Annotated in this window: 18 protein-coding genes; 4 read left to right on the forward strand and 14 right to left on the reverse strand. The window is 68.7% G+C overall.

The window, feature by feature from the left end; translation table 11 throughout:
* The first annotated feature begins 713 nt into the window (after positions 1-713).
* Complete coding sequence (locus AC07AG_RS40825) at positions 714-1,940, forward strand: thiolase family protein (protein WP_478762006.1); 1,227 nt, start codon at positions 714-716, stop codon at positions 1,938-1,940.
* Positions 1,937-4,078 carry a 3-hydroxyacyl-CoA dehydrogenase NAD-binding domain-containing protein gene (locus AC07AG_RS40830; protein WP_478762008.1) on the forward strand — a complete coding sequence of 714 codons (2,142 nt, stop codon included), beginning with the start codon at positions 1,937-1,939 and terminating at the stop codon, positions 4,076-4,078. Before AC07AG_RS40825 ends, AC07AG_RS40830 begins: the two co-directional genes overlap by 4 nt.
* 82 nt (positions 4,079-4,160) lie before the next feature.
* Here the strand turns inward: AC07AG_RS40830 and AC07AG_RS40835 are convergent, their stop codons facing one another.
* On the reverse strand, positions 4,161-5,282 hold the full coding sequence (locus AC07AG_RS40835) for a PLL family lectin (protein WP_478762009.1): 1,122 nt from the start codon (positions 5,280-5,282) through the stop codon (positions 4,161-4,163).
* Between the two features lie 111 nt (positions 5,283-5,393).
* On the opposite strand from AC07AG_RS40835, the gene AC07AG_RS40840 reads away from it, so the two are divergent.
* Positions 5,394-5,780, forward strand: a complete 387-nt coding sequence (locus tag AC07AG_RS40840; protein ID WP_478762010.1) for a PIN domain-containing protein — start codon at positions 5,394-5,396, stop codon at positions 5,778-5,780.
* Here AC07AG_RS40840 and AC07AG_RS40845 read toward each other — a convergent pair.
* The 13 genes from AC07AG_RS40845 to ngcE all read right to left on the reverse strand — a co-directional run bounded on the left by AC07AG_RS40845 (position 5,756) and on the right by ngcE (position 22,665).
* A complete protein-coding gene (locus AC07AG_RS40845) occupies positions 5,756-7,240 on the reverse strand; it encodes an ArnT family glycosyltransferase (protein ID WP_478762011.1) in 1,485 nt (494 codons plus the stop codon). The genes AC07AG_RS40840 and AC07AG_RS40845 overlap by 25 nt on opposite strands.
* A 3-nt stretch (positions 7,241-7,243) precedes the next feature.
* Complete coding sequence (locus tag AC07AG_RS40850; RefSeq protein WP_478762013.1) at positions 7,244-8,746, reverse strand: amino acid permease; 1,503 nt, start codon at positions 8,744-8,746, stop codon at positions 7,244-7,246.
* Between the two features lie 145 nt (positions 8,747-8,891).
* The gene (gene dxs, locus AC07AG_RS40855) at positions 8,892-10,826 is read right to left on the reverse strand and encodes a 1-deoxy-D-xylulose-5-phosphate synthase (protein ID WP_478762014.1); all 1,935 of its coding nucleotides are present in this window, start codon (positions 10,824-10,826) and stop codon (positions 8,892-8,894) included.
* A 213-nt stretch (positions 10,827-11,039) separates the two neighbouring features.
* Positions 11,040-12,323, reverse strand: a complete 1,284-nt coding sequence (locus AC07AG_RS40860; protein ID WP_478762016.1) for a sugar ABC transporter permease — start codon at positions 12,321-12,323, stop codon at positions 11,040-11,042.
* On the reverse strand, positions 12,320-13,099 hold the full coding sequence (locus AC07AG_RS40865; protein ID WP_478762017.1) for an ATP-binding cassette domain-containing protein: 780 nt from the start codon (positions 13,097-13,099) through the stop codon (positions 12,320-12,322). The genes AC07AG_RS40860 and AC07AG_RS40865 overlap by 4 nt, the downstream gene beginning before the upstream one ends.
* 192 nt (positions 13,100-13,291) lie before the next feature.
* Positions 13,292-14,377, reverse strand: a complete 1,086-nt coding sequence (locus AC07AG_RS40870; protein WP_478762018.1) for a substrate-binding domain-containing protein — start codon at positions 14,375-14,377, stop codon at positions 13,292-13,294.
* Between the two features lie 120 nt (positions 14,378-14,497).
* Complete coding sequence (locus tag AC07AG_RS40875) at positions 14,498-15,697, reverse strand: ROK family transcriptional regulator (protein WP_249587155.1); 1,200 nt, start codon at positions 15,695-15,697, stop codon at positions 14,498-14,500.
* Positions 15,698-15,905: 208 nt separating this feature from the next.
* Positions 15,906-16,790, reverse strand: coding sequence for a carbohydrate ABC transporter permease (locus AC07AG_RS40880; RefSeq protein WP_478762019.1), 885 nt, complete (start codon positions 16,788-16,790; stop codon positions 15,906-15,908).
* The gene (locus AC07AG_RS40885; protein ID WP_478762020.1) at positions 16,790-17,668 is read right to left on the reverse strand and encodes a carbohydrate ABC transporter permease; all 879 of its coding nucleotides are present in this window, start codon (positions 17,666-17,668) and stop codon (positions 16,790-16,792) included. The genes AC07AG_RS40880 and AC07AG_RS40885 overlap by 1 nt, the downstream gene beginning before the upstream one ends.
* Positions 17,669-17,798: 130 nt before the next feature.
* Positions 17,799-19,061, reverse strand: a complete 1,263-nt coding sequence (locus AC07AG_RS40890; protein WP_478762022.1) for an ABC transporter substrate-binding protein — start codon at positions 19,059-19,061, stop codon at positions 17,799-17,801.
* 150 nt (positions 19,062-19,211) lie between these two features.
* Positions 19,212-20,105 carry a carbohydrate ABC transporter permease gene (locus tag AC07AG_RS40895; RefSeq protein ID WP_478762024.1) on the reverse strand — a complete coding sequence of 298 codons (894 nt, stop codon included), beginning with the start codon at positions 20,103-20,105 and terminating at the stop codon, positions 19,212-19,214.
* Positions 20,106-20,126: 21 nt separating this feature from the next.
* Complete coding sequence (locus AC07AG_RS40900; RefSeq protein WP_478762077.1) at positions 20,127-21,041, reverse strand: carbohydrate ABC transporter permease; 915 nt, start codon at positions 21,039-21,041, stop codon at positions 20,127-20,129.
* A 190-nt stretch (positions 21,042-21,231) separates the two neighbouring features.
* Positions 21,232-22,665: an N-acetylglucosamine/diacetylchitobiose ABC transporter substrate-binding protein gene (gene ngcE, locus AC07AG_RS40905; RefSeq protein ID WP_478762025.1), complete on the reverse strand. Its 1,434-nt coding sequence runs from the start codon at positions 22,663-22,665 to the stop codon at positions 21,232-21,234.
* A 522-nt stretch (positions 22,666-23,187) separates the two neighbouring features.
* Between ngcE and AC07AG_RS40910 the strand changes: the two genes are divergently transcribed.
* Positions 23,188-24,957 (forward strand): fatty acyl-AMP ligase, encoded by a 1,770-nt coding sequence (locus tag AC07AG_RS40910; RefSeq protein ID WP_478762026.1) that lies wholly within the window; start codon positions 23,188-23,190, stop codon positions 24,955-24,957.
* Positions 24,958-25,080: the final 123 nt, after the last annotated feature.

A 25,080-nucleotide genomic window follows, 5' to 3' on the forward strand; every position in this document is an offset into this window, starting at 1 on the left:
CACTCGATTACCCGCAGCACGGGGCGAGCGGGTGGGTGGGTGGGTGATTCACTCTGCAGGCCAGTGGGACGGAAACCTGTCCCGCCGCTGCGCGACGGATCTCTCCCACCCACCCACCCGATTACCCCGCAGCACCGGGTGGGTGGTTCGCGTTGCGGGCGCCTGACCTGCCCTGCCCTGCTTTGCCCTTGCGCGTCGAGGGCGGGACCGGCCCTACCGCGCACCGCCACTGCCCGTTGCGGCCGGGGGGCGTCTCCTGTCCCGCCGCTGCGCGGCGGATCTTTCCCGCCCACCCACCCGATTACCCCGGGTCATGGGCGGGTGGGTGGGGAACATCCGCCGCGCAGCGGCGGGACAGGCACCGCCCCACCGGCCGGCGGGATTCCAGTCCTCCGATCCCGGGCGGATGCCGGGCAATCGGGCGGGTGGGTGGGAGGCATCCGCCGCGCAGCGGCGGGACAGGAGACGCCCCACCGGCCGACGGAGACACACGCACCACCTCCAGCTCCAGCCCCATGCCCTCTGGTCGACGCCGGGTGATCGGGAGGCATCCGCCGCGCAGCGGCGCAGCGCCGCCCCGCCCCAGGCGCCCCCGCCCGAACAATGTGACCTTCGCCTCCCCGAGCCGGGACTGGGCAGCATAGTTACCGGCAAGTAGCATGGAACCCGGAAGCGCGCCGGCAGGCGCACCCGCACCCTGGAGGAGAGCCATCGTGCCTCGTACCGTCAGGGACGTCGTCTTCGTTGATGGCGTCCGCACCCCGTTCGGCAAGGCGGGCCCGAAGGGCATCTACCACGAGACCCGTGCGGATGACCTCATCGTGAAGGCCATCCGGGAGCTGCTCCGCCGCAACCCGGCCCTCGACCCCGCCAAGATCGACGAGGTCGCCATCGCCGCGACCACGCAGATCGGCGACCAGGGCCTGACGCTGGGCCGCACCGCCGGGATCCTGGCGGGCCTGCCCCAGTCCGTTCCCGGGTACTCCATCGACCGCATGTGTGCGGGCGCCCTGACCGCCGTGACGGCGACCGCGGGCTCCATCGCGTTCGGCGCGTACGACGCCGTCATCGCCGGTGGCGTCGAGCACATGGGCCGCCACCCCATGGGCGAGGGCGTCGACCCGAACCCGCGGTTCGTGAGCGAGAAGCTCGTCGACGAGTCCGCCCTCTTCATGGGCATGACCGCCGAGAACCTGCACGACCGGTACCCCACGATCACCAAGCAGCGTGCCGACGCGTACGCCGTGCGCTCGCAGGAGAAGGCCGCCAAGGCGTACGCCAACGGCAAGATCCAGCAGGACCTCGTGCCCGTCTCCGTACGGCGGACGAACGAGGAAGCCGGTGAGACCGGGTGGGGCCTCGCCACCGCCGACGAGCCGATGCGGCCCGGCACCACCCTGGAGAGCCTCGCCGGGCTCAAGACGCCGTTCCGTACGCACGGCCGCGTCACCGCAGGCAACGCCGCGGGCCTCAACGACGGCGCCACGGCGTCGATCATCGCCTCCGAGGACTTCGCCCGCGAGCACGACCTGCCCGTCAAGATGCGGCTCGTGTCCTACTCGTTCGCCGGTGTCGAGCCCGAGGTCATGGGCTACGGTCCCATCCCCGCCACGGAGAAGGCGCTCGCCCAGGCGGGCCTGTCCATCTCCGACATCGGTCTCTTCGAGATCAATGAGGCCTTCGCCGTGCAGGTGCTCGCCTTCCTGGAGCACTACGGCATCGCGGACGACGACACCCGCGTGAACCAGTACGGCGGCGCCATCGCCTACGGCCACCCCCTCGCCTCCTCCGGCGTGCGTCTGATGACGCAGCTTGCGCGGCAGTTCGAGGAGCAGCCGGACGTCCGCTACGGCCTGACGACGATGTGCGTCGGCTTCGGCATGGGCGCCACCGTCATCTGGGAGAACCCGAACCACAAGGACGCCGGAGGCGACAAGTGAGCAGCTCCACCAGCTCCACCACCGAGCTTCTGAAGGGTGCAGCCGAGCTGTTTCCCGACGAGGTCGTCACGCAGGCGCACGTACGCCACCTCGACCTGCCCGCGGGCGCCGGGCGCTTCGCGCTCATCACGCTCGACAACGGCTTCGACCACACCAAGCCGACCACCTTCGGCCCCGGCTCGCTCGCGAACCTGAACGCCGCGATCGACCAGGTCGAGAAGGAGGCGGCCGAGGGCACGATCGTCGGTGTCGGTGTCACCGGCAAGCCGTTCATCTTCGCCGTCGGCGCCGACCTCAAGGGCGTCGAGATCCTGAAGCGGCATGAGGACGCTCTCGCCATCGGCAAGGGCGGCCACGAGGTCTTCAAGCGGCTCTCCGGGCTCGCCGTGCCGACCTTCGCGTACTACAACGGCGCTGCCATGGGCGGCGGTGTCGAGGTCGGTCTGCACTGCTCGTACCGCACCGTCTCCAAGGCGCTTCCGGCCTTCTCGCTGCCCGAGGTCTTCCTCGGTCTCGTACCGGGCTGGGGCGGCTGCGCGCTGCTCCCGAACCTGATCGGTGCCGACAAGGCCGTCTCGGTCATCATCGAGAACTCGCTCAACCAGAACCGCCAGCTCAAGGGCAAGCAGGTCTTCGAGCTCGGCATCGCCGACGCGCTCTTCGAGGGTGCGGACTTCCTTGAGCAGTCGCTGATCTGGACGGCTTCCGTCCTGAACGGCTCGCTCACGGTCGAGCGCCCCGAGATCGACCGCGGCGAGGCCTGGGACGCCGCCGTGGCGCGTGGCCGTGGCATCGCGGACTCCAAGGTGCACGGCGCCGCCCCGGCCGCCTACCGCGCCCTGGAGATCATCGCGGCCGCCAAGGACGGCGACCTGCAGCAGGGCTTCGACGCCGAGGACACGGCGCTCGCCGACCTCATCATGGGCGGCGAACTGCGCAGCGGCATCTACGCGTTCAACCTCGTCCAGAAGCGCGCCAAGCGCCCTGCGGGTGCCCCGGACAAGAACCTGGCGCGCCCGGTCACCAAGGTCGGCGTCGTCGGCGCCGGTCTGATGGCCTCGCAGCTCGCGCTGCTCTTCCTGCGCCGTCTTGAGGTGCCGGTCGTCCTCACGGACATCGACCAGGCGCGCGTCGACAAGGGTGTGGGCTACGTCCACGAGGAGATCGACAAGCTCCTCCTCAAGGGCCGCGTCAACCAGGACAAGGCGAACCGCCTCAAGGGCCTGGTCTCCGGTGTCCTGGACAAGGCCGAGGGCTTCTCCGACGCCGACTTCATCATCGAGGCCGTCTTCGAGGAGATCGGCGTCAAGCAGCAGGTGTTCGCCGAGGTCGAGGCCGTCGCTCCGGCGCACGCGATCTTCGCCACGAACACCTCCTCGCTCTCGGTCTCCGAGATGGCGTCGAAGCTGAAGCACCCCGAGCGGGTCGTCGGCTTCCACTTCTTCAACCCCGTCGCGATCCTGCCGCTCCTGGAGATCGTGCGCGGCGAGCAGACGGACGACGCCTCGCTGGCCACGGCCTTCGGTGTCGCCAAGAAGCTGAAGAAGACCGCGGTCCTGGTGAAGGACGCCCCGGCGTTCGTCGTGAACCGCATCCTCACCCGCTTCATGGGCGAGATCCAGAACGTCATCGACGAGGGCACCCCGGTCGAGGTGGCCGAGAAGGCCGTCGAGCCGCTGGGCCTGCCGATGTCGCCGCTGGTGCTCCTCGAGCTCGTCGGTCCTGCCATCGGCCTGCATGTGTCGGAGACCCTGAACCGCGCCTTCCCGGAGCGCTTCACGGTGTCGCCGAACCTCGCCGCCGTCGTCAAGGCCGGCAAGCGCGGCTTCTACGTCTACGACTCCGGCAAGCCGGAGCTGGACCCCGAGGTCGCCGCGCTCCTCAAGCAGGGCGACACCGTCCTGACCGAGGAGCAGACCCGCGACCGCGTCCTCGACGCGGTGGCGCAGGAGATCGGCCTGATGCTCGACGAGGGCGTCGTCGCCGAGGCGCAGGACATCGACCTGTGCCTGATCACGGGCGCCGGCTGGCCCTTCCACCTGGGCGGCGTCACGCCGTACCTGGACCGTGCCGGTGTCAGCGAGCGCGTCAACGGCAAGCGGTTCCTGGCGCCGGGCGTGGCCAGCGTTCCCGCGTAGCACCTCCGCATACGGGCGATGCCCGGCCGGCCTCCTGGCCGGCCGGGCATCGCCCGTTTCGCACGCTTGCCGCCTCCACCCGCTACACCCGCGTCCACGCGCCAAGGGCGAGGCCCGACTCCGCCTTCTGGCGTGCGAGCCGCAGCGTCCCGTCGAGGCCGATCGTCGCCATGACCATGCGGCCCTGCGCGTCCAGTGCCAACGCCGGTGAGCCAAGGCAGGCATCGCCCGTCCCGGCCCACCAGACGCCCGCCTTCTCGTCCTCCGTGGGGTAGGCCGCTATCACCGGGCGCCCGTCCTCGCCCCGGTGGGCGAGGACCGTGCAGTCGTGGCCCTCTATCGTCGCGCGCAGGGCGGCCGTGGGGCCCTGCTCGGGGGTTCCGCCGAGGGGGCGCATGTCCTCGTCGTCGCAGCGGTGAGCCAGGACTCCCTTGCCGCGGGCGTCGGCGGCGTAGTACGTGAGGCGGTCAGGGGCCGTCTCCAGGACCGTGCCCGAGCCGGTGGCCGGGGGCAGCGCGATGTCGTCCGTGCGCTGGAACTCGGCGCCCTGCTCGTCCTGGGTCCAGTGCAGCGTCTTGTTCTCCGCCGGACCGAAGATCTCGATGCGGCCCGTGGAGGTGGCGACCGCCGTGATGCCGTCGAGGACCTCACGGACCTTGAAGTCCTTCCACCCCTCCCACTTGCCGCCCTTGCCCTCGCGCCGCAGCCGGACACTGTTCACCGCGTCCCGTACGAAGACGTGGACCGTCCCCGCGGCGTCCACCGCGGCGGTCGGCGCGCCCAGGTGCGGGGCGCGCTCGACGAGCTTGGTGTGCGGATTGCCGAGCGAGCGCCAGTCCATGAGCGGCCTGCCCGACTGGTACTGGACGGCGTGCACGACGTCGACCTCCGCGCCGCCGCCCTCCTTGGGGAGCTTCCGCAGGGCGACGAAGTGGACGTACCCGTCGGCACCCTGGGCCAGGGTCAGGTGGGTCAGGTGCGGCGCCTCGAAGAGCTCCGGGCCCGTCCAGTCCGGGCCGCCGGGGCGGGTCTCCGTCCAGCGCAGCAGGCCGTCCGCCGAGCGGGCGTACGCGGTGAGCCTGTCGTCCTTGCCGCGCAGCAGCCAGCGGCCGGTGGCGAGGGTGCCGGTCGCGACGTGGCCGGCGGTGGCGGCCGTCGGGCGGGAGGGCTCCCGCTCGGGCCTGGGGGCGGACCTCAGCGGCATGACTCTGCGCCGACCTTCCTACGAGCGTGCGTCTTCTCCGGCCCACCAAGTCTACGTTTGGCGCACACCTCTCCCGTCCGGGGCTCGGCCCCGGTGTGCCAGGGTGACGCCATGAGAACTCTGCTCGTCGTCGACGCCGCCAATGTCGTCGGTTCGGTCCCTGACGGCTGGTGGCGCGACCGGCACGGGGCGGCCGAACGGCTGCGGGACCGGCTCGTCCCGTACGCCGAAGAAGGGCTCCCGGGTCATCCGGGGCCGCTCGACGTCACCCTCGTGGTCGAGGGCGCGGCCCGCGGCGTGGAGTCCGTCGAAGGGGTACGCGTGGTCTCCGCGCCCGGCAGCGGGGACGACCGCATCGTGGAGCTGGTCGCCGATGCCGCGCCGCAGCCGTGCGTCGTCGTCACCGCCGACCGTGAACTGCGCCGCCGTGTCGGCGAGTTGGACGCCGAGTGCCTGGGTCCGCGCTCCGTGCGTCAGCCCGGGGCCGAGCGCGAGTAGATCACCGCGCCCTCCACCGTGCCCACCGGCTGGTACCCCGCCGCGAGGATCCGCCGGAGCGAGGGGACCCGCTGGGGCGCGAAGGGCTTGCCCCGGGAGTCGTCCACGATCAGCGCGGGCGGACCGGCCGCGAGCTCGCCGCGGAAGACCGGCCAGGCGCCGTCCACCGCGTACTTCTCCCCCACCTGGGGCCCGTCGCGGCCCCCGCTGTAGTTGGTCAGGAGACCCGCCGTGAGGAAGCGGCTCGCGGGGGCTCGGCCGGCGAGCCAGTACGTCTCGGGGTGTATGCCCCACACCAGCACGCGGTCCCCGGGTGACGTGCGCGCCCGGACCTCCCCCGCGATCCGCTCCGCGTGCGCAAGCTCGGGGCGCGGCGCGAGCATCCCCCAGGCCAGGAACAGCGCGCACGCCCCGGCCGAGATCGACACGGCCGTCAGGGTGCGCTCCCTGGGCAGGATCTGCAGCGCGGCGGCTCCCAGCAGGGCCAGGGGCGGCGTCAGTTGGAGGTAGTAGTGCCCGAAGAAGTGGAAGCCGACGAGGACCGCGCCCGCCGACGAGGCGAGCCAGAGCCACAGGTCCGTGCAACCGGTGCGGGCGATGCGCAGGACCCGTACGACCGGCGGGATGATCCCCGCGCAGGCAGCCGCGAGGATCGCCGCGTTGGTCGACCCCCGCAGGAGCACGTGGAGTTCGGACCCGGTGAAGGAGGCGTACGCGCCCGATCCCGTCACCGTCCAGAACAGGAACCCCGCCGGATTCGTGACCGCGGCCGCCGCGACGACCGGCCCGCAGAGACCGACTCCCAGGCGCAGCAGGTCCCTTCGGGCGCCGCCCGCCTGCCACAGCAGCCACGCCACCGGCACCAGGACCGCTCCCCCGGTCTGCTTGGCCAGGAAGGCGCAGGCCACCGCGGCGCCCGCGGCGCCCCAGCGGCGCCGGTCCGCGCACCACAGGGCGGCTGCCGTGCAGGGCAGCATGAAGACCTCGAAGGTGGCCGCCTGGGCGTCCTCGGGGTTCAGGCCGACCGAGACGAGGAGGTGGAGCACGCCCGCGGTACGGCCCGCGCCGTCGCCCCAGCGGCGCCGGGCGACGCGGGCGAGGAGGACGGCGGTCAGGAGCTGGGCCGCCACCGCGAGCACCTTCAGCGGGAGCAGCGTCGCGTCGCCGAAGAGCGCGAACGCCCCCTCGTACAGCCAGGGGACGAGCGGCGGCTTGCGGTCGACGACCGTTTCGTAGAGCTCTCCGCCGTCCGCCAGTATCCCTGCCTGGACGGCGAGATAGCCCTCGTCCGGGCTCCACAGCGGCCACCGGAAGGAGGGAATCCGGGTGATGCAGGCCAGGGCCGCGAGGAGGGGGAGCAGGCGCGGCCAGTACCGCGCGGAGGGCGCCGGGGCCTGCTCCGTACGCGGGCGTGGCAGCCCCCGTACGGAGCGTGGTGCGGCAGAGGGCTCGGCGAGCATTGACTACTGGACGTCACCGGCCGAGGTCTGCTTCCCCCGCCGGCCCAGCAGGCTGTGCGAGCGCCCGTAGACGAAGTAGACGACGAATCCGAGGGCCATCCAGATCCCGAACCGCAGCCAGGTCTCGGCGGGCAGGTTCAGCATCAGCCACACCGAGGCCGCCACCGACAGGATGGGCACCAGGGGCACCAGCGGGGTGCGGAAGGCGCGCGGCAGGTCCGGGCGGGTGCGGCGCAGGATGATGACGCTCAGGGCGACCACGACGAAGGCGAAGAGCGTGCCGATGTTCACCAGCTCGGCGAGTTCGTCGAGGCTGGTGAAGCCCGCGAGGATCGCGATGAGGACGCCGAGCAGGATGGTCGGGCGGTGCGGCGTCCGGTACTTCGGGTGGACGTGGGAGAAGAACCGGGGCAGCAGTCCGTCGCGGCTCATCGCGAAGAAGACGCGGGTCTGGCCGAGCAGCAGGATCATGCAGACGGTGGTGAGGCCGACGGCGGCTCCGAAGCTGATCACGCCCCCGTAGAAGGGATGCCCGGTGGCCTTGAAGGCGTCGGCCAGCGGGGCGTCCACGGACAGCTCGCTGTAGTGCTGCATGCCCGTGACCACGATCGACACGGCGACGTACAGGACCGTGCAGATGAGGAGCGAGCCGAGGATGCCGCGCGGCATGTCCCGCTGCGGCATCTTGGTCTCCTCGGCTGCGGTGGCCACGATGTCGAAGCCGATGAAGGCGAAGAAGACGATGGAGGCGGCGGTGAAGATGCCGAGGACGCCGAAGTTGGTGGGCGCGTACCCGAACATCAGCTGGATGAGCGGGGAATCGATGCTGTTGCCCGCGGTCACCTCCTCCGCCTTCGGGATGAACGGCTTGTAGTTGTCGGCGTCGATGAAGAAGGCGCCCGCGATGATGACGATGAGGACGACGGCCACCTTGATGGCGACGATGACCGTGGTGACGCGGGCCGAGAGCTTCATGCCCAGGACGAGGACGACCGTGAGGACCAGCACCAGGGCCGTCGCGAGGATGTCGAAGCTGAAGCCCTCCGCGGCATCGGGCCCGGAGAGCGATTCGGGCAGATGCCAGCCCGCGTTGTCCATCAGCGAACGGACGTAGCCGGACCAGCCGACGGCGACCACCGCCGTGCCCAGGGCGAATTCCAGGACCAGGTCCCAGCCGATGGTCCAGGCGGGCAGCTCGCCGAGCGAGGCGTACGAGAAGGTGTACGCCGATCCGGCCACCGGCACGGTGGAGGCGAACTCCGCGTAGCAGAGCGCCGCGAGGGCGCAGACGACGCCGGCGACGGCGAAGGCGATCGCGGTGGCGGGCCCCGCGGTCTCCTTGGCCACCGCTCCGGTCAGCACGAAGATGCCGGTGCCGATGACGACGCCGACGCCGAAGACCGTGAGATCGAGGGCGGACAGCGACTTCTTGAGCGCGTGCTCCGGCTCCTCGGTGTCCTGGATGGACTGCTCGATGCTCTTCGTTCTGAAAAGGCTGCTTGCCACGGACGTACCTCCACGCTTGTCGTCCTCGACATGATCGAGAGGGCGAGTACCCCATAGGCTCCGGCGCGAGCCTATTCACGCGAATGGGCCGGTTCCACCACCCGTACAGGGTGCTGAAACCGGCCCATCGGCGGTGCGTGTTGACTCAGTCGCGCGCGGGCTCCCCCGCCTCGACGGAGTCCACGGCCGCCGTGCGCTCGAACCGGCCGTCGAGCTTGGCGACCAGGCCGGTGACCTGGCGGGCGATGTCCGGGGCGGTCAGGCCGATCTCGGCCATGATCTCCTTGCGCGACGCGTGGTCAAGGAAGCGCGGCGGAATGCCGAAGTCACGCAGCGGCACGTCGACGCCCGCGTCGCGCAGGGCCTGGGCGATGGCCGAGCCGACGCCGCCCGCGCGGGAGTTGTCCTCGACGGTGACGACCACGCGGTGCTGCTCGGCGAGCGGGGCGAGCGCCTCGTCGACGGGCTTGACCCAGCGGGGGTCGACGACCGTCGTCGTGATGCCCTGCTTGTTCAGGAGGTCCGCGATCTCCAGGCACATCGGCGCGAGCGCGCCCACGGAGACCAGGAGCACGTCGGGGCGGTTCGTGCCCGCCTCGCGCAGGACGTCCATGCCGCCGACCTTGCCGACGGCCTTGACCGCCGGGCCGACCGCGCCCTTCGAGTAGCGGACGACGGTCGGGGCGTCCGTGACCTCGACGGCCTCGCGCAGCTGCAGGCGGACCTGGTCGGCGTCGCGCGGGGCGGCGATCCGCAGGGTCGGCACGCACTGCAGGATCGACATGTCCCACATGCCGTTGTGCGATGCGCCGTCCGTGCCGGTGACGCCCGCACGGTCCAGGACGAAGGTGACGCCGCACTTGTGCAGGGCCACGTCCATCAGGAGCTGGTCGAAGGCGCGGTTGAGGAACGTCGCGTACACCGCGAAGACGGGGTGCAGGCCGCCGGTGGCCAGGCCCGCCGCCGACACGGCCGCGTGCTGCTCGGCGATGCCCACGTCGTAGACCCGGTCGGGGAACTCCTCGGCGAACTTCTTCAGGCCCACCGGCTGGAGCATCGCGGCGGTGATCGCGACGATGTCCTCGCGCTCCCGGCCGAGCTTGACCATCTCCTCGCCGAAGACGGACGTCCAGTCCATGCCGGAGGCTGCGATGGGCAGGCCCGTGTCGGGGTGGATGACGCCGACGGCGTGGAAGTGGTCGGCCTCGTCCTCAAGGGCGGGCTTGTAGCCGCGGCCCTTCTCGGTGATGCAGTGGACGATGACCGGGCCGCCGAAGCGCTTGGCGCGCACCAGGGCGGACTCCAGGGCCTCGATGTCGTGGCCGTCGATCGGGCCGACGTACTTCAGGCCGAGGTCCTCGAACATGCCCTGCGGGGCGATGAAGTCCTTCAGGCCCTTCTTCGCCCCGTGCAGCGTCTCGTAGAGGGGCTTGCCGACGACCGGGGTGCGCTCCAGGAGGTCCTTGCCGCGGGCCAGGAAGCGCTCGTAGCCGTCCGTGGTGCGCAGGGTCGCCAGGTGGTTCGCGAGGCCGCCGATGGTCGGGGCGTACGAACGCTCGTTGTCGTTGACGACGATCACCAGGGGGCGGTCCTTGGCGGCGGCGATGTTGTTCAGCGCCTCCCAGGCCATGCCGCCGGTGAGCGCGCCGTCACCGATGACGGCGACGACGTGGTCGTCCTTGCCCTGCACCTCGTTGGCCTTGGCGAGGCCGTCGGCCCAGCCGAGGACCGTCGATGCGTGGGAGTTCTCGATCACGTCGTGCTCGGACTCGGCGCGCGCGGGGTAGCCGGAGAGGCCGCCCTTGGTGCGCAGCTTGCCGAAGTCCTGGCGGCCGGTGAGCAGCTTGTGCACGTAGCTCTGGTGGCCGGTGTCGAAGAGCACCTTGTCCTGCGGGGACTCGAAGACGCGGTGCATGGCGATCGTGAGCTCGACCACGCCGAGGTTGGGGCCGAGGTGGCCGCCTGTCTTGGACACTGCGTCGACGAGGAAGGCGCGGATCTCGCCGGCCAGCTGGTTCAGCTCCTCCGGGCTGAGCCGGTCCAGATCGCGCGGTCCCCTGATGCGGGTCAGCAGCGGCACCCGTGCCTCCTTGCAGTAGAGCGTGCAGTAGAGCTGTTCAAGCGTTGACCGGATTGTTGCCGGGCCTGTTGAGTCTAATGTTCCGTCGCTGAGGACGGCGTCCGGGCCGGATGTTCCGTGTCACGCGAACGGGCGTACATCGGAGGCGGACAGAGAGCTGCCCGGCACCGCTCCCTTGCGGTGCCGGGCAGCTCTGCTCCGGGTTCTTCCAGGTCAGGCGCGTCCTGCCGCCTTCTGGCTCCTGCGGGAAACGGAGTCGAGCACAACAGCGGCAAGGAGTACGGCACCCGTGATCATCGACTGCACCGCCTTGCTGGAACTGCCCGACATGTACAGGCCGGTCATGATCGACTGGATGACCAGGATGCCGAGCAGGGCCGACCAGGGCGTGCCCCGGCCGCCGAAGAGGCTGGTGCCGCCGATGACCGCCGCGGCGATCGCCAGCATCAGCGTGTCACCGCCGCCCAGGTTCGAGTCGGCGACGCCGGACTGGGAGGCGATGAAGAGGCCGCCAAGGCCGCCGAGGAAGCCGGAGATCGTGAACACGGAGATCCGGATCCATACGACGTTGATGCCGGCCCTGCGGGCCGCCTCGACGCCGCCGCCGACCGCGAAGACCTGGCGGCCGTAGTTGGTGCGGCGCAGCACGAAGCTGGCGAGGACCACCACGGCGACGAAGACGGTCAGACCGAGCGGCAGGCCGTCCTCCTGGTTCAGGACGAAGGCCACGACATAGGCGAGGACCGCGACGACGCCGGTGCGCAGGGCCAGCTCGCTGACCGGGCGGTGCGGCAGGTCGGCGGCCTTGCGGCGCAGACGCTGGCTCCACTGGGAGTAGCCGTACGCGAGCACCGCGACGGTCGCCAGGCCGTAGGCGGCGGCGACATCGCTGAAGTAGTAGTTGTTCAGGTTGTAGATGATGCCGTCGGAGAGGTTGTTCAGGCTCAGGGTGTTGCCGAGGACGTACAGCTGCAGTCCGCTCCACCCCAGGAAGCCCGCCAGCGTCACGACGAACGCCGGGACCCCGATCTTGGCGAAGAAGAAGCCGTGCAGTGCGCCGATCGCGCCGGCGGCGGCCAGGCCGATGATGACGGCGAGGCCTTCGTTCACGTCCTGCTTGATCGCGAGGACCGAGCTGACCGCGGCGGTGAGACCGGCGACCGAGCCGACCGACAGGTCGATCTCGCCGAGCAGCAGGACGAAGACGATGCCCGTCGCGATGAGGCCGGGGCCGACGATGTACTGCGCGATGTTGCTGAGGTTGGACGGGTCGAGGAAGCGGCCCGTCGTTATCTCGAAGATCGCCCAGATCACGATCAGGCCGGTGACGACCGGTATGGAACCGAGCTCGCCGCCCTTGATCTTCCGCTTGAACTCGGTGAGGTAGCCGGCGAAGCCCTGCTCGCGGACGAGCAGACGCGGGTCGACGACCGGGATGGCGGCGGCGGCCGGGGCCTCGGCGTCCACCGTCTTCGAGGTGTTCACGGTCTCACTCACTTCGCGACCTCCGCGTTGCGCGCCTTGCGCCGGGTGACGGCGTTCTCCGTGGCTCCGGTGATCGCGGCGATGATCTCTTCGTTGCTGGTGTCCTTGACGCTGAAGACACCGTTGTTGCGGCCGAGGCGCAGGACGGCCACGTCGTCGGCGACAGCCTTGACGTCGGCCATGTTGTGGCTGATGAGGAGCACCGCGAGGCCGCGCTCCCGCAGCCGCTCGACCAGGTCGAGGACCTGTGCGGTCTGCTCGACGCCGAGCGCGGCGGTGGGCTCGTCGAGGATCACCAGCTTGGGGTTGCCGACCAGGGCGCGCGCGATCGCGACGACCTGGCGCTGACCGCCGGAGAGCGAGGCGATCGGGATGCGCACGCTCGGGATGCGGATGGAGAGGGTGTCAAGGAGCTCCTTGGCACGCTTCTCCATCGCCACCTCGTCGAGGACCTTGGCGCGGCCGAGCTCACGGCCGAGGAACAGGTTGGCCACGACGTCCAGGTTGTCGCAGAGTGCGAGGTCCTGGTAGACGGTCGCGACACCAAGTCCCTGGGCGTCGTGCGGGCGCGAGATGGAGACGGGCTTGCCGTCCCACTCGATGGTGCCCTCGTCGATCGGATGGACCCCGGCGATCGTCTTGACCAGGGTCGACTTACCGGCTCCGTTGTCGCCGACCAGGGCGACCACTTGACCTGCGTGTACTTCCAGTTCGACATCGGTGAGCGCCTGAACGGCACCGAAGCGCTTGGAGACTCCGCGCAACGCCAGCACGGGCGGAGCGGACATGCAAACCATCTCCTTCGTCCGCCGAGGGGTGCGGCGGAGGCCGTACGGACATGGCGTACGGCGGGATGTGATGTGTGGACTAAGGGGGGATGAGGCAGGAAGGCGAGCAGACGTACGGCGCCTTGGCCCCCGACAGCGGGGCAAGCGTGACGGGGACCGAGACGCCGTACGAGTCCGTTGCCTGCAACGCGGCTACTTGATGCCGGCGTCCGCGCAGGCCTTGGCGAAGTCCGGGGTGCAGATCTCGCTCGTCTTGTAGAACTTGTCCTTGACCACGGTGTCCTTGATGTCGTCCTTGGTGACGACGAAGGCCTGGACGAGGGCCGACGGGATGGCCTTGTCGCTGGGGCTGTCGAGCTTGGCCGTCACCAGCGAGTCGATCTTCTCGCCCTTGAGGAGCTTGACCGCGACCTCGGCGGTCTTCTCGGCCTCGGGCTTGTAGGGCTTGTAGATCGTGAAGGCCTGCGTGCCCTTCAGGATCCGCTGGATGCCCGCGAGTTCGGCGTCCTGGCCGCCGACCGGGATCCCCTTGACCTTGGCCGACTGCAGCGCCGCGACGATGCCGCCCGCCATGCCGTCGTTGGCCGAGTAGACGGCGTCGAAGCCGTCCTTGCCGAGGGAGGTGATGGCGGTGCCCATCTTCTCGCCCGCGATCTTCGGGTCCCACTCACCGGTCTGCTCGTAGACGACCTTCTTGACCTTGCCGTCGAGGACGGAGTGCGCGCCCTTCTTGAAGAGGGCGGCGTTCGGGTCGGACTCCTTGCCGTTGATCATGACGACATTGGAGTCCTTGGCCTTGTCCCCCAGGGCGTTGATGATGCCCTGGCCCTGGAGCTTGCCGATCTTCTCGTTGTCGAAGGAGACATACGCGGAGACCGGACCCTCGGCGAGGCGGTCGTACGCGACGACCTTGATGTCCTTCTTCTTCGCCTCCTGCACCCACGCCTTGGTGGCACCGGAGTCGACCGCGTCCAGAATGATGACCTTGACGCCGGAGTCGACGAGGTCGTCGAACTGCTGCTTCTGGGTCGAGACGTTCTCGGACGCGTTCTTGTAATTGATCTTGCAGTCGGAGCAGAGATCCTGGACCTTCGCCTTGATCAGCGGGTAGTCGAAGGACTCGTAACGCGTGGTCTTGCTCTCGGGCAGCAACAGACCGATGGTCTTGTTGTCCCCGTCTCCCTTGTCACCGCCACCAGCCTCGCCACAAGCGGCAAGGGAAACGGCCATCGCGGTAGCGGTCATGGCTATCGCGGCACGACGCAGATGGGTGTTCACTGTCCAACCTCCCTGACGTGGCCGCGTCGTTGCGGCCGAGGTGGCTCGAAGTCAACTCGGCCGCCACACCAGCGTCAAGGAGTAAATCCTTAACGAGATGACAACGGTGCCATGCGTTATCTAAGTGAAGGCAGGTGCGGTCGCGGGCAGCGAGCCATCCAAAAGGGTTGAATCGCCCATTTCGCTGAGTGCGAGAGCCAGTGCGCCGAGGACTTCGGCGCGGCCCCCCAGCGCCCCTGGAAGCACGGACAGCTGACGCGCCGCGCTGGGGATCGCATAGCGCCCCACGGACTCCCTGATGGGCCCCAGGACCAGCTCACCGGCCTCCGCGAGGTCACCGCCGAGGACGACACGGCTGGGGTTCAGGAGGTTGCAGAGGTTCGCGACGCCGCTGCCGATGTGCCGGCCGACGTCCGCGATCACCCGGCGGCACCCCGGGTCGCCCTCACGCGCGAGCGCGACCACGCGCTCCATGGTCAGCTCGGTGCCGTGGCTCGACTGGAGCAGGGGCAGCACGTAGCGGGCCGCGGTGAAGGTCTCCAGGCAGCCGCGGTTGCCGCAGCGGCAGACCGGGCCCGACTCGTCCAGGGTGATGTGCCCGATCTCGCCGGCGGTGCCGCCGGGGCCGCGGTAGATCCGCCCGCTGATCACCAGACCGGCGCCGACACCGCTCGCGACCTTGATGTACGCGAGGTCCTTGACCCCGCGGCCGCTCCCCCAGACCAGTTCGCCGAGCGCGCCGAGGTTGGCGTCGTTGTCGACGTGCACGGGGACGCCGAGGCGGTCCTTGAGCTCCTCTGCGGGCTTGGTGCCGGTCCAGCCCGGCAGGATCGAGGTCGAGCCGAGCGTCCCCGACTCCACGTCGATGGGGCCCGGCACGCCGAGGCCGATGCCCGCGATCTTCGTACGGTCCACGCCGGTCACCGCGATCAGCCTGCTGACCAGCTGCTCGGCGCGGTCGAAGCCCTGCGCGGCCGACGCGTCCACGTCCAGCGGCTCGGCCTCCTCGGCGAGCACCTGGTGGGCGAGGTTCCCCACGGCCACGCGCAGGTGCGTGTGGCCGAAGTCGACGCCGATGACGATGCCCGCGTCGCCGCTGAGCGAGACGCTGCGGGCCCTGCGGCCGCCTGCCGAGGTGGGCGTGACCTCGACCGTTCCGCCGTCCTTGAGCTCCCGGACGATGTTGGAGACCGTGGCCGCGGACAGACCCGTCGTCCTGGCGATCTCCGCCTGAGTGAGCGACCCGGCGAGCCGTACGGCACGTACGACCCGCTCGAGATTGGCCCGGTGCAGCGACGACTGCGACCCCGGAGTCTCCATTGACTCAGCCACCCTTATTCCGTATGACGTTAATGAAGTGGCAGCTACGTCGCCGCCCGTACAAGTTGTGAACTCCAAGCTCTGCTGAACGGGTTGGCGCAGTCAAGTCCTTGACGTAAATCGGCGCTCCTGAACAGCGGACAGGCCGGGTCCAAGCGGCGAGGATGCACCCCAAACCGCCCAGACCCGGCCTGAGAGGGCCGATCCGTTACTTGACCGATCCCGCGGTGAGACCCGAGACCACGTGCCGCTCGATGAAGGCGAACAGCACGATGACCGGCACGATCGCCACCACGGAGGCCGCGAAGAGGTAGTTCCACTCCACGGTGTAGGCGCCGATGAAGTTGTTGATGCCGACGGTCAGCGGCTGCTTGTCGGGCTCGGTGGTGAGCGTGAGGCCCATCACGAACTCGTTCCACGAGGTGATGAAAGTGAAGATCACCGCGGTGACGACACCCGGCAGCGCGAGCGGCAGGGTCACCTTCACCATCGCGCCGAAGCGGCTCGTGCCGTCCACCATGGCCGCCTCCTCCAGCTCCGGCGGGATGGAGCTGATGTAGGCCGTCAGGATCCACACCGCGAACGCGAGGTTGAACGCCGCGTTGGTGATGATCAGCGTCCAGACCGAGTTGAGCATGTCCAGCTGGTGGAACTCGCGGTAGAGACCGACCAGGAGGGCGGTGGGCTGGAACATCTGGGTGATCAGGACGAGGAGCAGGAAGGCCTTGCGCCCGCGGTAGCGCATGCGCGCCGTGTAGTACGCGGCGGGCAGCGAGACCAGGAGCACCAGGAGCGTCGCCCCGCCCGCGACCAACAGGGTCACCTGGAGGTTCTGGCCGAGCTCCGACTCCTTCCAGACCTCGATGAAGTTCGACCACTCCAGGTCCTGCGGAAGGTACGTCCGGTCGCGCAGCTCGCTCTTGGGGCGGAGCGCGGTGATCACCATCTCCAGGTACGGAGCCAGGAAGATCGCCGCGAGCGCCCAGGCGACCACGGTGATGACCAGGGTGCGCGGCCGGAACGTGCGCTTGGGCTTGTGCTGGGGCGCGGGGCCCTTCGGGGTCCCCGCCCGGGGAGCCGTCGCGGTGGCCATCAGTCCTCCTCGTTCCACCGGCTGACCTTCAGGAAGATCAGCACGAGCACGACGACCATCGCGAAGTTGACCACGGACATGGCGGCGGATTCGCCGATGTCGGTCTCCTTCAGCTTGTACATGAACACCATGGTCGTGGAGGTGTCATAGCCGGGACCGCCCTGCGTCATGGCCCAGATGATCGGGAAGGAGTTGAAGACGTTGATGAGGTTGATGACCACGCCGACGAGGAACGCGGGCCGCAGCATCGGCACCGTGATGTGCCGGTACGTCTGCCAGGGGCTCGCCCCGTCGATCCGCGACGCCTCGTAGACCTCGGCCGGGATGGTCTGCAGACCGGCGAGCAGCGTGTACGTGGTGAAGGGCAGCGAGACGAAGATCGCGACGGCCATCATCCACGGCCAGGCCGTCTCCGGCTTGCCCAGCCAGTCCTTGGACTTGTCGATCAGGCCGAGGTCCAGCATCAGCGTGTTGAGCACGCCCGCGGTCTGGTTGAGCATCCACTTGAAGCCGATGGCGGTCATCAGGACGGACGCGGCCCAGGGCGCGATGAGCGCCCAGCGGGTGACGGTGCGGCCGGGGAACTTCTGGTTGAACAGCTGGGCGAGGGCCAGCGAGAGCAGCATCGTCACGGTCACGACGACGACGGTCCACACGACCGTCCAGAGCAGGACCGCCCCGAAGTCGGTCTCGTCGAAGAGCTTCTTGTACTTGTCGGTCCCCGCGCTGCCGCGCACGATGCCGGCGATGGAGATGTTGAGGAACGAGGTGCGGATCAGCTCGACGACCGGCCAGATGACCACGGCGAGGATCAGCAGGATGACGGGCGCTATCCAGGGCAGCGGGCCGAGCCGGGCGATGCCGCTGCGACGGCTCACCGGCCTGGGTGCGCGCCCGCTCCGTCCCCGGCCGGTGTCGGCCGGGGGCGGAGGGGCCTTCAGTGACACAAGGTCTCCTAGCGAACGGGACGTACGAGAGGTACGGGACGAAGGGGGAGCCGCCTGAGCGCTACTTGCTCGCGGCAGCCGCGTCCTCCGCCTTCTTCTGCAGGTCACCGAGGACCGACTTCGGGTCGTCGCTCGCGGCCTTGCCACCGGTCTTCTTCATCTCCGCGGAGATGACGTCCCACGAGGTGTCGCCCAGGGGGTAGAACTTGGCGTTCGGCAGGACCTCGAAGAACGGCTCCAGGTCCTTGTGCTTGCCGTTGGTCTGCATCGTCTTGAGCGTGTCCTGGGTGACGGGCATCAGGTTGTACATCTCGTCGAACTCCAGCATCTTCTTGGAGTACGTGAAGTCCAGGAACTTCTTGACGCCTTCCTTCTCCGCGCCGCCGTCCTTGAAGGCCATCATCCAGTCGGCCACGCCGAGGGTGGACTCCAGCGGGCCCGTCTTGCCGGGGATCGGCGCGACGCCGTAGTCGACCTTGCCGTCCTTGGCCATCTGGATCAGGCTCGGGTGGCCGTTCAGCATGCCGACCTTGCCGGCCGCGAAGTCCGCGAAGGCCGTCTTGCGGTCGGTGGAGGCCGGGTTGGAGTACGTGAGGCCGGGCTTGACCAGGTTCTTCTGCAGCCAGTCGAAGGTCTCGACGTTCTTGGCGCTGTCGAGCGTGTACTTGCCGCTCGCGTCGGTGTAGCCACCGCCGTTGCCGAGCTCCCACATCATCGTCTCGCCCTGGGTCTCCTCGGGGCCGAGCGGCAGCGCGTAGGGGGTGTCGGCGGCCTTGGAGGATTTGATCTTCTTTGCGGCGGCGGCGAGTTCGTCCCAGGTCTTGGGCGGCGTCTTGACGCCCGCCTTCTTCAGGACGGCCTTGTTGTAGAACATCACGCGGCTCGAGGACACCCACGGGATGCCGTACTGGGTGCCGTCGACCTCGCCCGCCTTGGCGAAGGTGGGGATGAGGTTCTCCTGCGTCTTGGGCGAGAGGACCTCGTCGGCCTTGTAGAGCAGGTCGTCGGCGACCTTGTCGGCGTAGCCGCCGGTCTGGAGCAGGTCGGGCTGGTTGCCCGCCTGGATCATGTTCTTGACCTGCTTGTCGATCTCGTTCCAGTTGATGACCTGGACGTCGACCTTGTAGTCCTTGTTCTCCGCCTCGAAGTCCTTCTTCACGCCGTCCCAGTACTTCTTGGAGGCGTTGGAGGCCTTGTCGCCGTAGTCGGCGGCGACGATCTTGATCGTCTTGCCGTCACCGCTGTCGCTGTCACCGCCGCACGCGGTAAGTCCCATTGCCATCGCGAGCGTTGCCGCACCGGTGGCGATTACTCGATTCCTCATGCTGTTCAACCCTTCGACATCGGTGTCGACTTGAACGCGGGCAAAAGGTTCCCCCCGCGGCGCCGTGGGGCCGACATTACTCACGGCCGGAATTGGCGCGACAGGCCTAGACCACTTTCGTGGCCAAGCTGAAATCACCGGCGGTCAGGGTCACTTGAGAGCCCCCGCGGTGAGCCCGGCCTGCACCTGACGCTGGAACACGGCGTACACGACGAGCACCGGAAGCATCGCGATCGTCAGGCCCGCGAAGAGCGCTCCCCAGTCGCCCCGGTACCCCTGTGAGACCGCCAGGGTGGCGAGTCCCTGCGGCAGCACGTACCTGCTCTCCTCCTCGTTGTTGAGCAGCAGCGGAAGCAGGTACTGGTTCCACTGGCCGAGGAAGTTGAAGATGCCGATGCTGACCAGGCCCGGCTTGGCCATCGGCAGCATGATCTGGAAGAACGTCCGCGTGTGCGAGGCCCCGTCGACCATCGCCGCCTCCTGCACGCCGGTCGGCAGCGTACGGAAGAAGGACGTCAGGAAGAAGGTGGTGAAGGGCAGCGAGTACGCGATGTAGGCGATCATCAGGCCGGGACGGGTGTCCAGGAGGCCGAAGTTCTCCATCACCGCGAAGAGCGGAACGAGGGCGAGGATGACGGGGAACATCATGCCGCCCGCGAAGAGCATGAAGATGAACCGGTTGCCCGGGAAGGTGAAGCGGGCGATCACATAGGCCGCCATCGAGCCGAGCAGCATGGTGCCGGTCAGCGAACCCGCCAGGATGATCACGGAGTTGATGGCGTACTGGCCGATGTTCGCGTCGGTCCACGCGTTGGTGAAGTTCTCCCAGTGGAAGGAGGTCGGCCAGCCCATCGGATCGCTGAGGATCTCCACCGACGGGCGGAAAGCGGTGAGGGCGACCCAGATCAGGGGGCCCGCCGCGAGGACCACCCACAGGACCAGGAAGGCGTGCGAGAAGACGTTCAGGGTCGCACCGCCCGCCGATTCGCCCTCTCGGCGGGTCGTGTCGGCGGATTCGGCGCGGGGCGCGGTGGTCGTGGTCATGATGCAGTGCTCCCGCGGTCTTTAGTATTCGATCCGGTCGCGATTCCCGATCCTCATGACGATCAGCGAGAACGCCATGCTGAGGACGAGGAGGACGACGCCGATGGACGTGGCATAGCCGTATTGACCGTCCCGGAACCGTTCGTAGAGGAAGACCGGGGTGACCTTCAGGACGTGTTCGGGGACCATGACCAGGACGATCGCGAACGAGTCGAGCGCCTGGATCCCCATGTAGATCCAGCCGGTCCGCACGGTGTCCCAGATCAGCGGGAGCGTCACGCTGAAGAAGGTCCGCCCGCGGCCCGCGCCGTCGAGCAGCGCGGCTTCGTAGATGTCCTTGGGGACCGCGCCCATCGCGGCGGAGAACAGCACCACGTAGAAGCCGACGAAGCTCCAGGAGAGCACGACCATCACCGCGATGAGGGCCAGCGAGCGATCGCCGCCCAGCCAGGCGGGGCCGTCGATGCCCACCTTGTCGAGCCCGCCGTTGATCAGGCCGCTGTTGGTGTTGAAGACGCGGCCCCAGACCACGGCGATGATCGCGACGGACAGGACCTGGGGGAAGAAGTAGACGACCTTGTAGAGGGACGAGCCGGCGACACCGGCGATGGCCTGGCCCTTACGGTGCCTGCCGCCGGACGTGATCATGTAGGCGAAGAACATGCCGAGCACGAGCGTGATCACCGGGGCGACGACCGCCAGGGTGATGCTCACCTCCAGGGATTCCCAGAAGCGCTCGTCGTTCCACATCTTCGTGAAGTTGTCGAAGCCGATGAAGTTCGCCACCGGTCCGCCGGACCAGTCCGTGAACGAGTAATAGATCGCCTGAACGAAGGGCGAGATCACGAACAGGGCGTAGAACGCGAGCGGCAGTGCCAGGAAGCCCGCGATGAAGCGGTACTTGTCCAGCGTCCGGTAGCGCCGGTCGTAGCGCACGCTCTGCGGGGTGAAGCGGGGCGGCAGCAGCACTGCCAGAAGGAACAGCAGCCCGTTCGGCGGCTTGGGCCGTCCTGCCGGGTCCGGTGCCTTCTTCGGGGGTGGGGATTCGTCCACCCGGGTGTCAGTCTTCACGCCACTCCGCCCCGCCTCGTTCACGTGCCCGCGTTCTCGGTCGATCCGCGTCTGATCAGGACTTCTTGATCTTGACGACGTCAGGGTCCTTGAGGATCCGGGCCCCGGCCTTCTCCATGATGTCCATGGCCTGCTTGGTACCGATCTGGCCCAGCATGAACTTGGCGATCATGTTGTTGAAGTCCTCGCGGAACAGCTCGTTGTACCAGTCCATGTGCTTGGCGATGACGACGTTGTCGCCGGCGGCCTCGATCGCCTTCTGCACACTGGCCACACCCGACGGCAGCTTCTGGCCGTCGATGGCTCCCTTGACCACCGGGAGGGCGGAGAGCTGCTTGAAGTTGTTCAGGGCGGCCTCCTTGCTGTACATCGCCCGCAGCCACTCCAGGCCGCCCTGCCGGTTCTGCGCCTTCTCGGGGACGACGTAGAACTCACCGGCCGGCGCGTTGATCGTGCCGAACGGCATCTTGTCGCCCGAGTCCAGTGACGGGCTCGGGCCGAACGACATCCCGAAGTCCTTCGGGGTGGTGTCCTTGGCCTCGTTCTCCACCCAGGAGCCGTTGGGCACGAAGACGCACTTGCCGCCCTTGGTCCAGGCGGTCTGCATCTCGGTGTGCGCCTCGGTGCCGTCGAAGCCGGTCAGCACGTACTTCTTGGCGACCAGTTCCTCCCACGCCTCGAAGACGTCCTTGACCGCGTCGTTCTTCCAGGCGCCCGGCTCCAGGTGGTCCATGGCCGTGGTGATCTCGCGCCCGCCCCGCTGCGCGAACATCGTGTAGATGCTGAAGAACATGTACCGGGGGTGGCCGCCCGGGTAGCTCCAGCCGTGGATGCCCTTGGCCTTGGCCTTCTTGCAGACGGCCAGCATCTCGTCCCACGTCTTCGGGTACGCGGAATCCAGGCCCTCCTCAAGGAGCTTCTTGGAGTAGAAGGTGCCGTAGACCGTCAGCGAGATGCCGGCCTGGAAGGTGCCCGAGCCACCGAAATTGCCGCTGTCCGCGACGGCCGGGACGAGGATGTCGCGCACCTTGACGCTCGGGTCGTCCCACGACGGCGCGTCGAGCAGCTCGGTGAGGTCCGCCACCTGCTTGTTGGAGACCAGCTTGCCGGGGTTCATCTGGTCGGCGCCGGAGTTGTTGATGACGTCGGCCGTCGGCTTGCCGCGGACGATCTTCGGCTGCACCTGAGTGGCGATCTTCGTCGTCGACTTCTGGCCGGCGTCCGAGTCCGGGTACCGCTTCTTGTACATGTCGGTCACGAACTGGGCGTACTTGTCGCCGTAACCGCCGTTGAAGACGACCACGGCGAGCCCGGCGTCCTCCTTCACGCCGAGCGGATTCTTCTTGGACTTCTCGCCCTTCTCCGCCTTGTTCTCCTCGCCGCCACCGCTCGCGCAGGAACTCAGGGCGCCCACGGCCGGTACTGCCAGAAGGCTGGTGGCCGCCGCCCTCTTCATCACGTCACGACGGTTGATGCTGGTGGATCCCATGCTCAAGTCCTCGCCTTCCAGGACTCAGGCGGCGTACGGGGCTCCCGACAGCTCGCCGAAGGCGAAGGGCCCGACACCGCGGGTCAGTTGAAGCTTTGGTGGTGCGTTACGTGCGACAACTACATGGCAAGGGCTCGCACCCGCCACTCAGGGTGCCGATAGGTATAGTCCACTCATCGGCAGCAGAGCAAGATCGAATGCAGCTTCCGCCAGCAGTCTTTCCCTAGTTGAGACCTCGCGGAGATGTGGACTGGTTCGTTCACGGCGTGAGCAAACTCGACCCGAGGCCCGGCCTCAGTCGTACGTCGTGACCACCACACGCCACGTGATCACGAGCCGCCGCCCCTCCAGGCACCACCCTTGACGGCCGCACCCCCGCGAACTGCACCTTTCGAAGGCCTGCAGGGTTCCTTTGGCCGGCGGCGGCCACCATCAGCTCCGCCGAGTCCTCCCGCACCCGCACTGGCCGCCCACCGCACTCCGCTCTCCGCTCTCCGCTCTCCGCAGACGAGAGGATCCGCCTTGCCCGCCCACCGGAACTTCACCGACCTGGTCCTCGACCAGTGCACTCGCCGCGCCGACCAGGACGCGTACGTCTTCCTGCACGACGGCGGAACCGTGAACGATCGCGAGCACCTCACCTTCGGCGGCCTCGACGCGGCAGCCCGGCGCCTGGCTTCCTGGCTTCAGGAACGGGAACTGCAGGGCGAGCGCGTCCTGATGCTCTACGACCACGGACTCGCCTTCACCAAAGCGTTCACCGGCTGCCTGTACGCCGGCGCGGTCGCCGTACCCTCGCCGCCGCCCGGCGGTCATGGCCAGTCGTCCTCCCGTGTCACCGGCATCGTCAAGGACGCCGGTGTCCGAGTCGTCCTCACCGACTCCGCCAGCCTCGGCGAGGTCACGGAATGGCTGGAGAGCGAGGAGCTCACCGGTGTCGAGGTACTCGCCACCGACCAGGACGGCTATGGAGAACCGGAGCGCTGGCAGCCCCCCACGATCCGCCCCGACGATCTCGCGTTCCTTCAGTACACGTCCGGTTCGACCAGTGAGCCCAAGGGCGTCATGGTCTCGCACCGCAATCTGCTCGCCAATGAAGAGGTCCTGGTCTCCGTGCTCGGCACCACGGAAGGCGACGTCCTGGGGTCCTGGCTGCCGTACTTCCATGACATGGGCCTGATCGGCTTCATCCTGCATGCCCAGTACACCGGCTGCACCCTGGTACAGATGGCGCCGATCTCCTTCCTCAAGCGCCCGCACCGCTGGCTCCAGATGATCACCGACTACGGAATCGCCGTGTGCGGCGGGCCCAACTTCGCGTACGACCTCTGCACCCGCCGCGTCACCGATGCTCAGCTCGCCACCCTGGACCTGTCCGGGTGGAAGTCGGCCGTCAACGGTTCGGAACCGATCCGCGCCTCCTCCATGCGCGACTTCGTGCGCCGATTCGCCGCCGTCGGCTTCCGGCCCGGCGCCGCCCACCCCGGCTACGGAATGGCCGAGGCCACCCTCGCCGTCACCGGCACCGGCGTGGGCGTGGAACCGGTCGTCCGGGCCGCGTCGGCGCGGCAGTTGGAGCAGGACCTGCTCATGGACGCCGAGCCGGGCGAGCCGGTCCGCGAGGTCGTCAGCTGCGGCCGCCCCCACGGATTCGAGGTGCTCATCGTCGAGCCGGAGAGCCGCGTGGTGCTCCCCGAGAGGGCGGTCGGCGAGATCTGGCTCGCCGGGGAGAGCGTGGCACGCGGCTACTGGAAGCGCGACGAGGCCAACCAGGAGCTCTTCGCCGCCCGGACCGCCGACGGCCGTGGCCCGTATCTGCGCACCGGCGATCTCGGAGTCCTCTCCGACGACGAGCTCTACGTCACGGGGCGGCGCAAGGAACTGCTCATCTTCCAGGGCCGTAATCTCTATCCGCAGGACATCGAGCAGAGCGTCCAGTCGCTGCTGCCCGCACTTGCCCAGAGCCCCGGTGCCGTCTTCATGGTCGAGACGGCTGGGCGTGACGTCGCCGTCGTGGTGCAGGAGGTGCGCCCGCGCGGCCTGGGCGCCGTCGGCCTGGAAGAGCTCGCCCAGACGGTTCAGTGGGGTGTTTCCCGCGAGTTCGACATCGCCGTGGGCGGCGTTCTGCTCGCCCGGCCTGGCACCGTGCGCAAAACCACCAGCGGAAAGATCCAGCGCTCCCTGATGCGCGAACTCTTTCTGGCCGATGAGCTCACCACCCTCCAGGAGCTGCTCACTCCCGAAGTCGCCGGACTGCTCGACCGCAAGGTGAGCGGGCTCTCCCCTGTCTGATGCCGCGGCCGACCCGAACCGGCACGCCGTCCGACCCTGGCCGACGGCGTGCCGGTGTCCGGCTGCCGGACAGGGCCCGCCGAGCCCTTCCGACATGGCCCCGCGCCCCCTCCCTCTCCCCCT

The organism is Streptomyces sp. NPDC044044 (genome assembly GCF_056434405.1).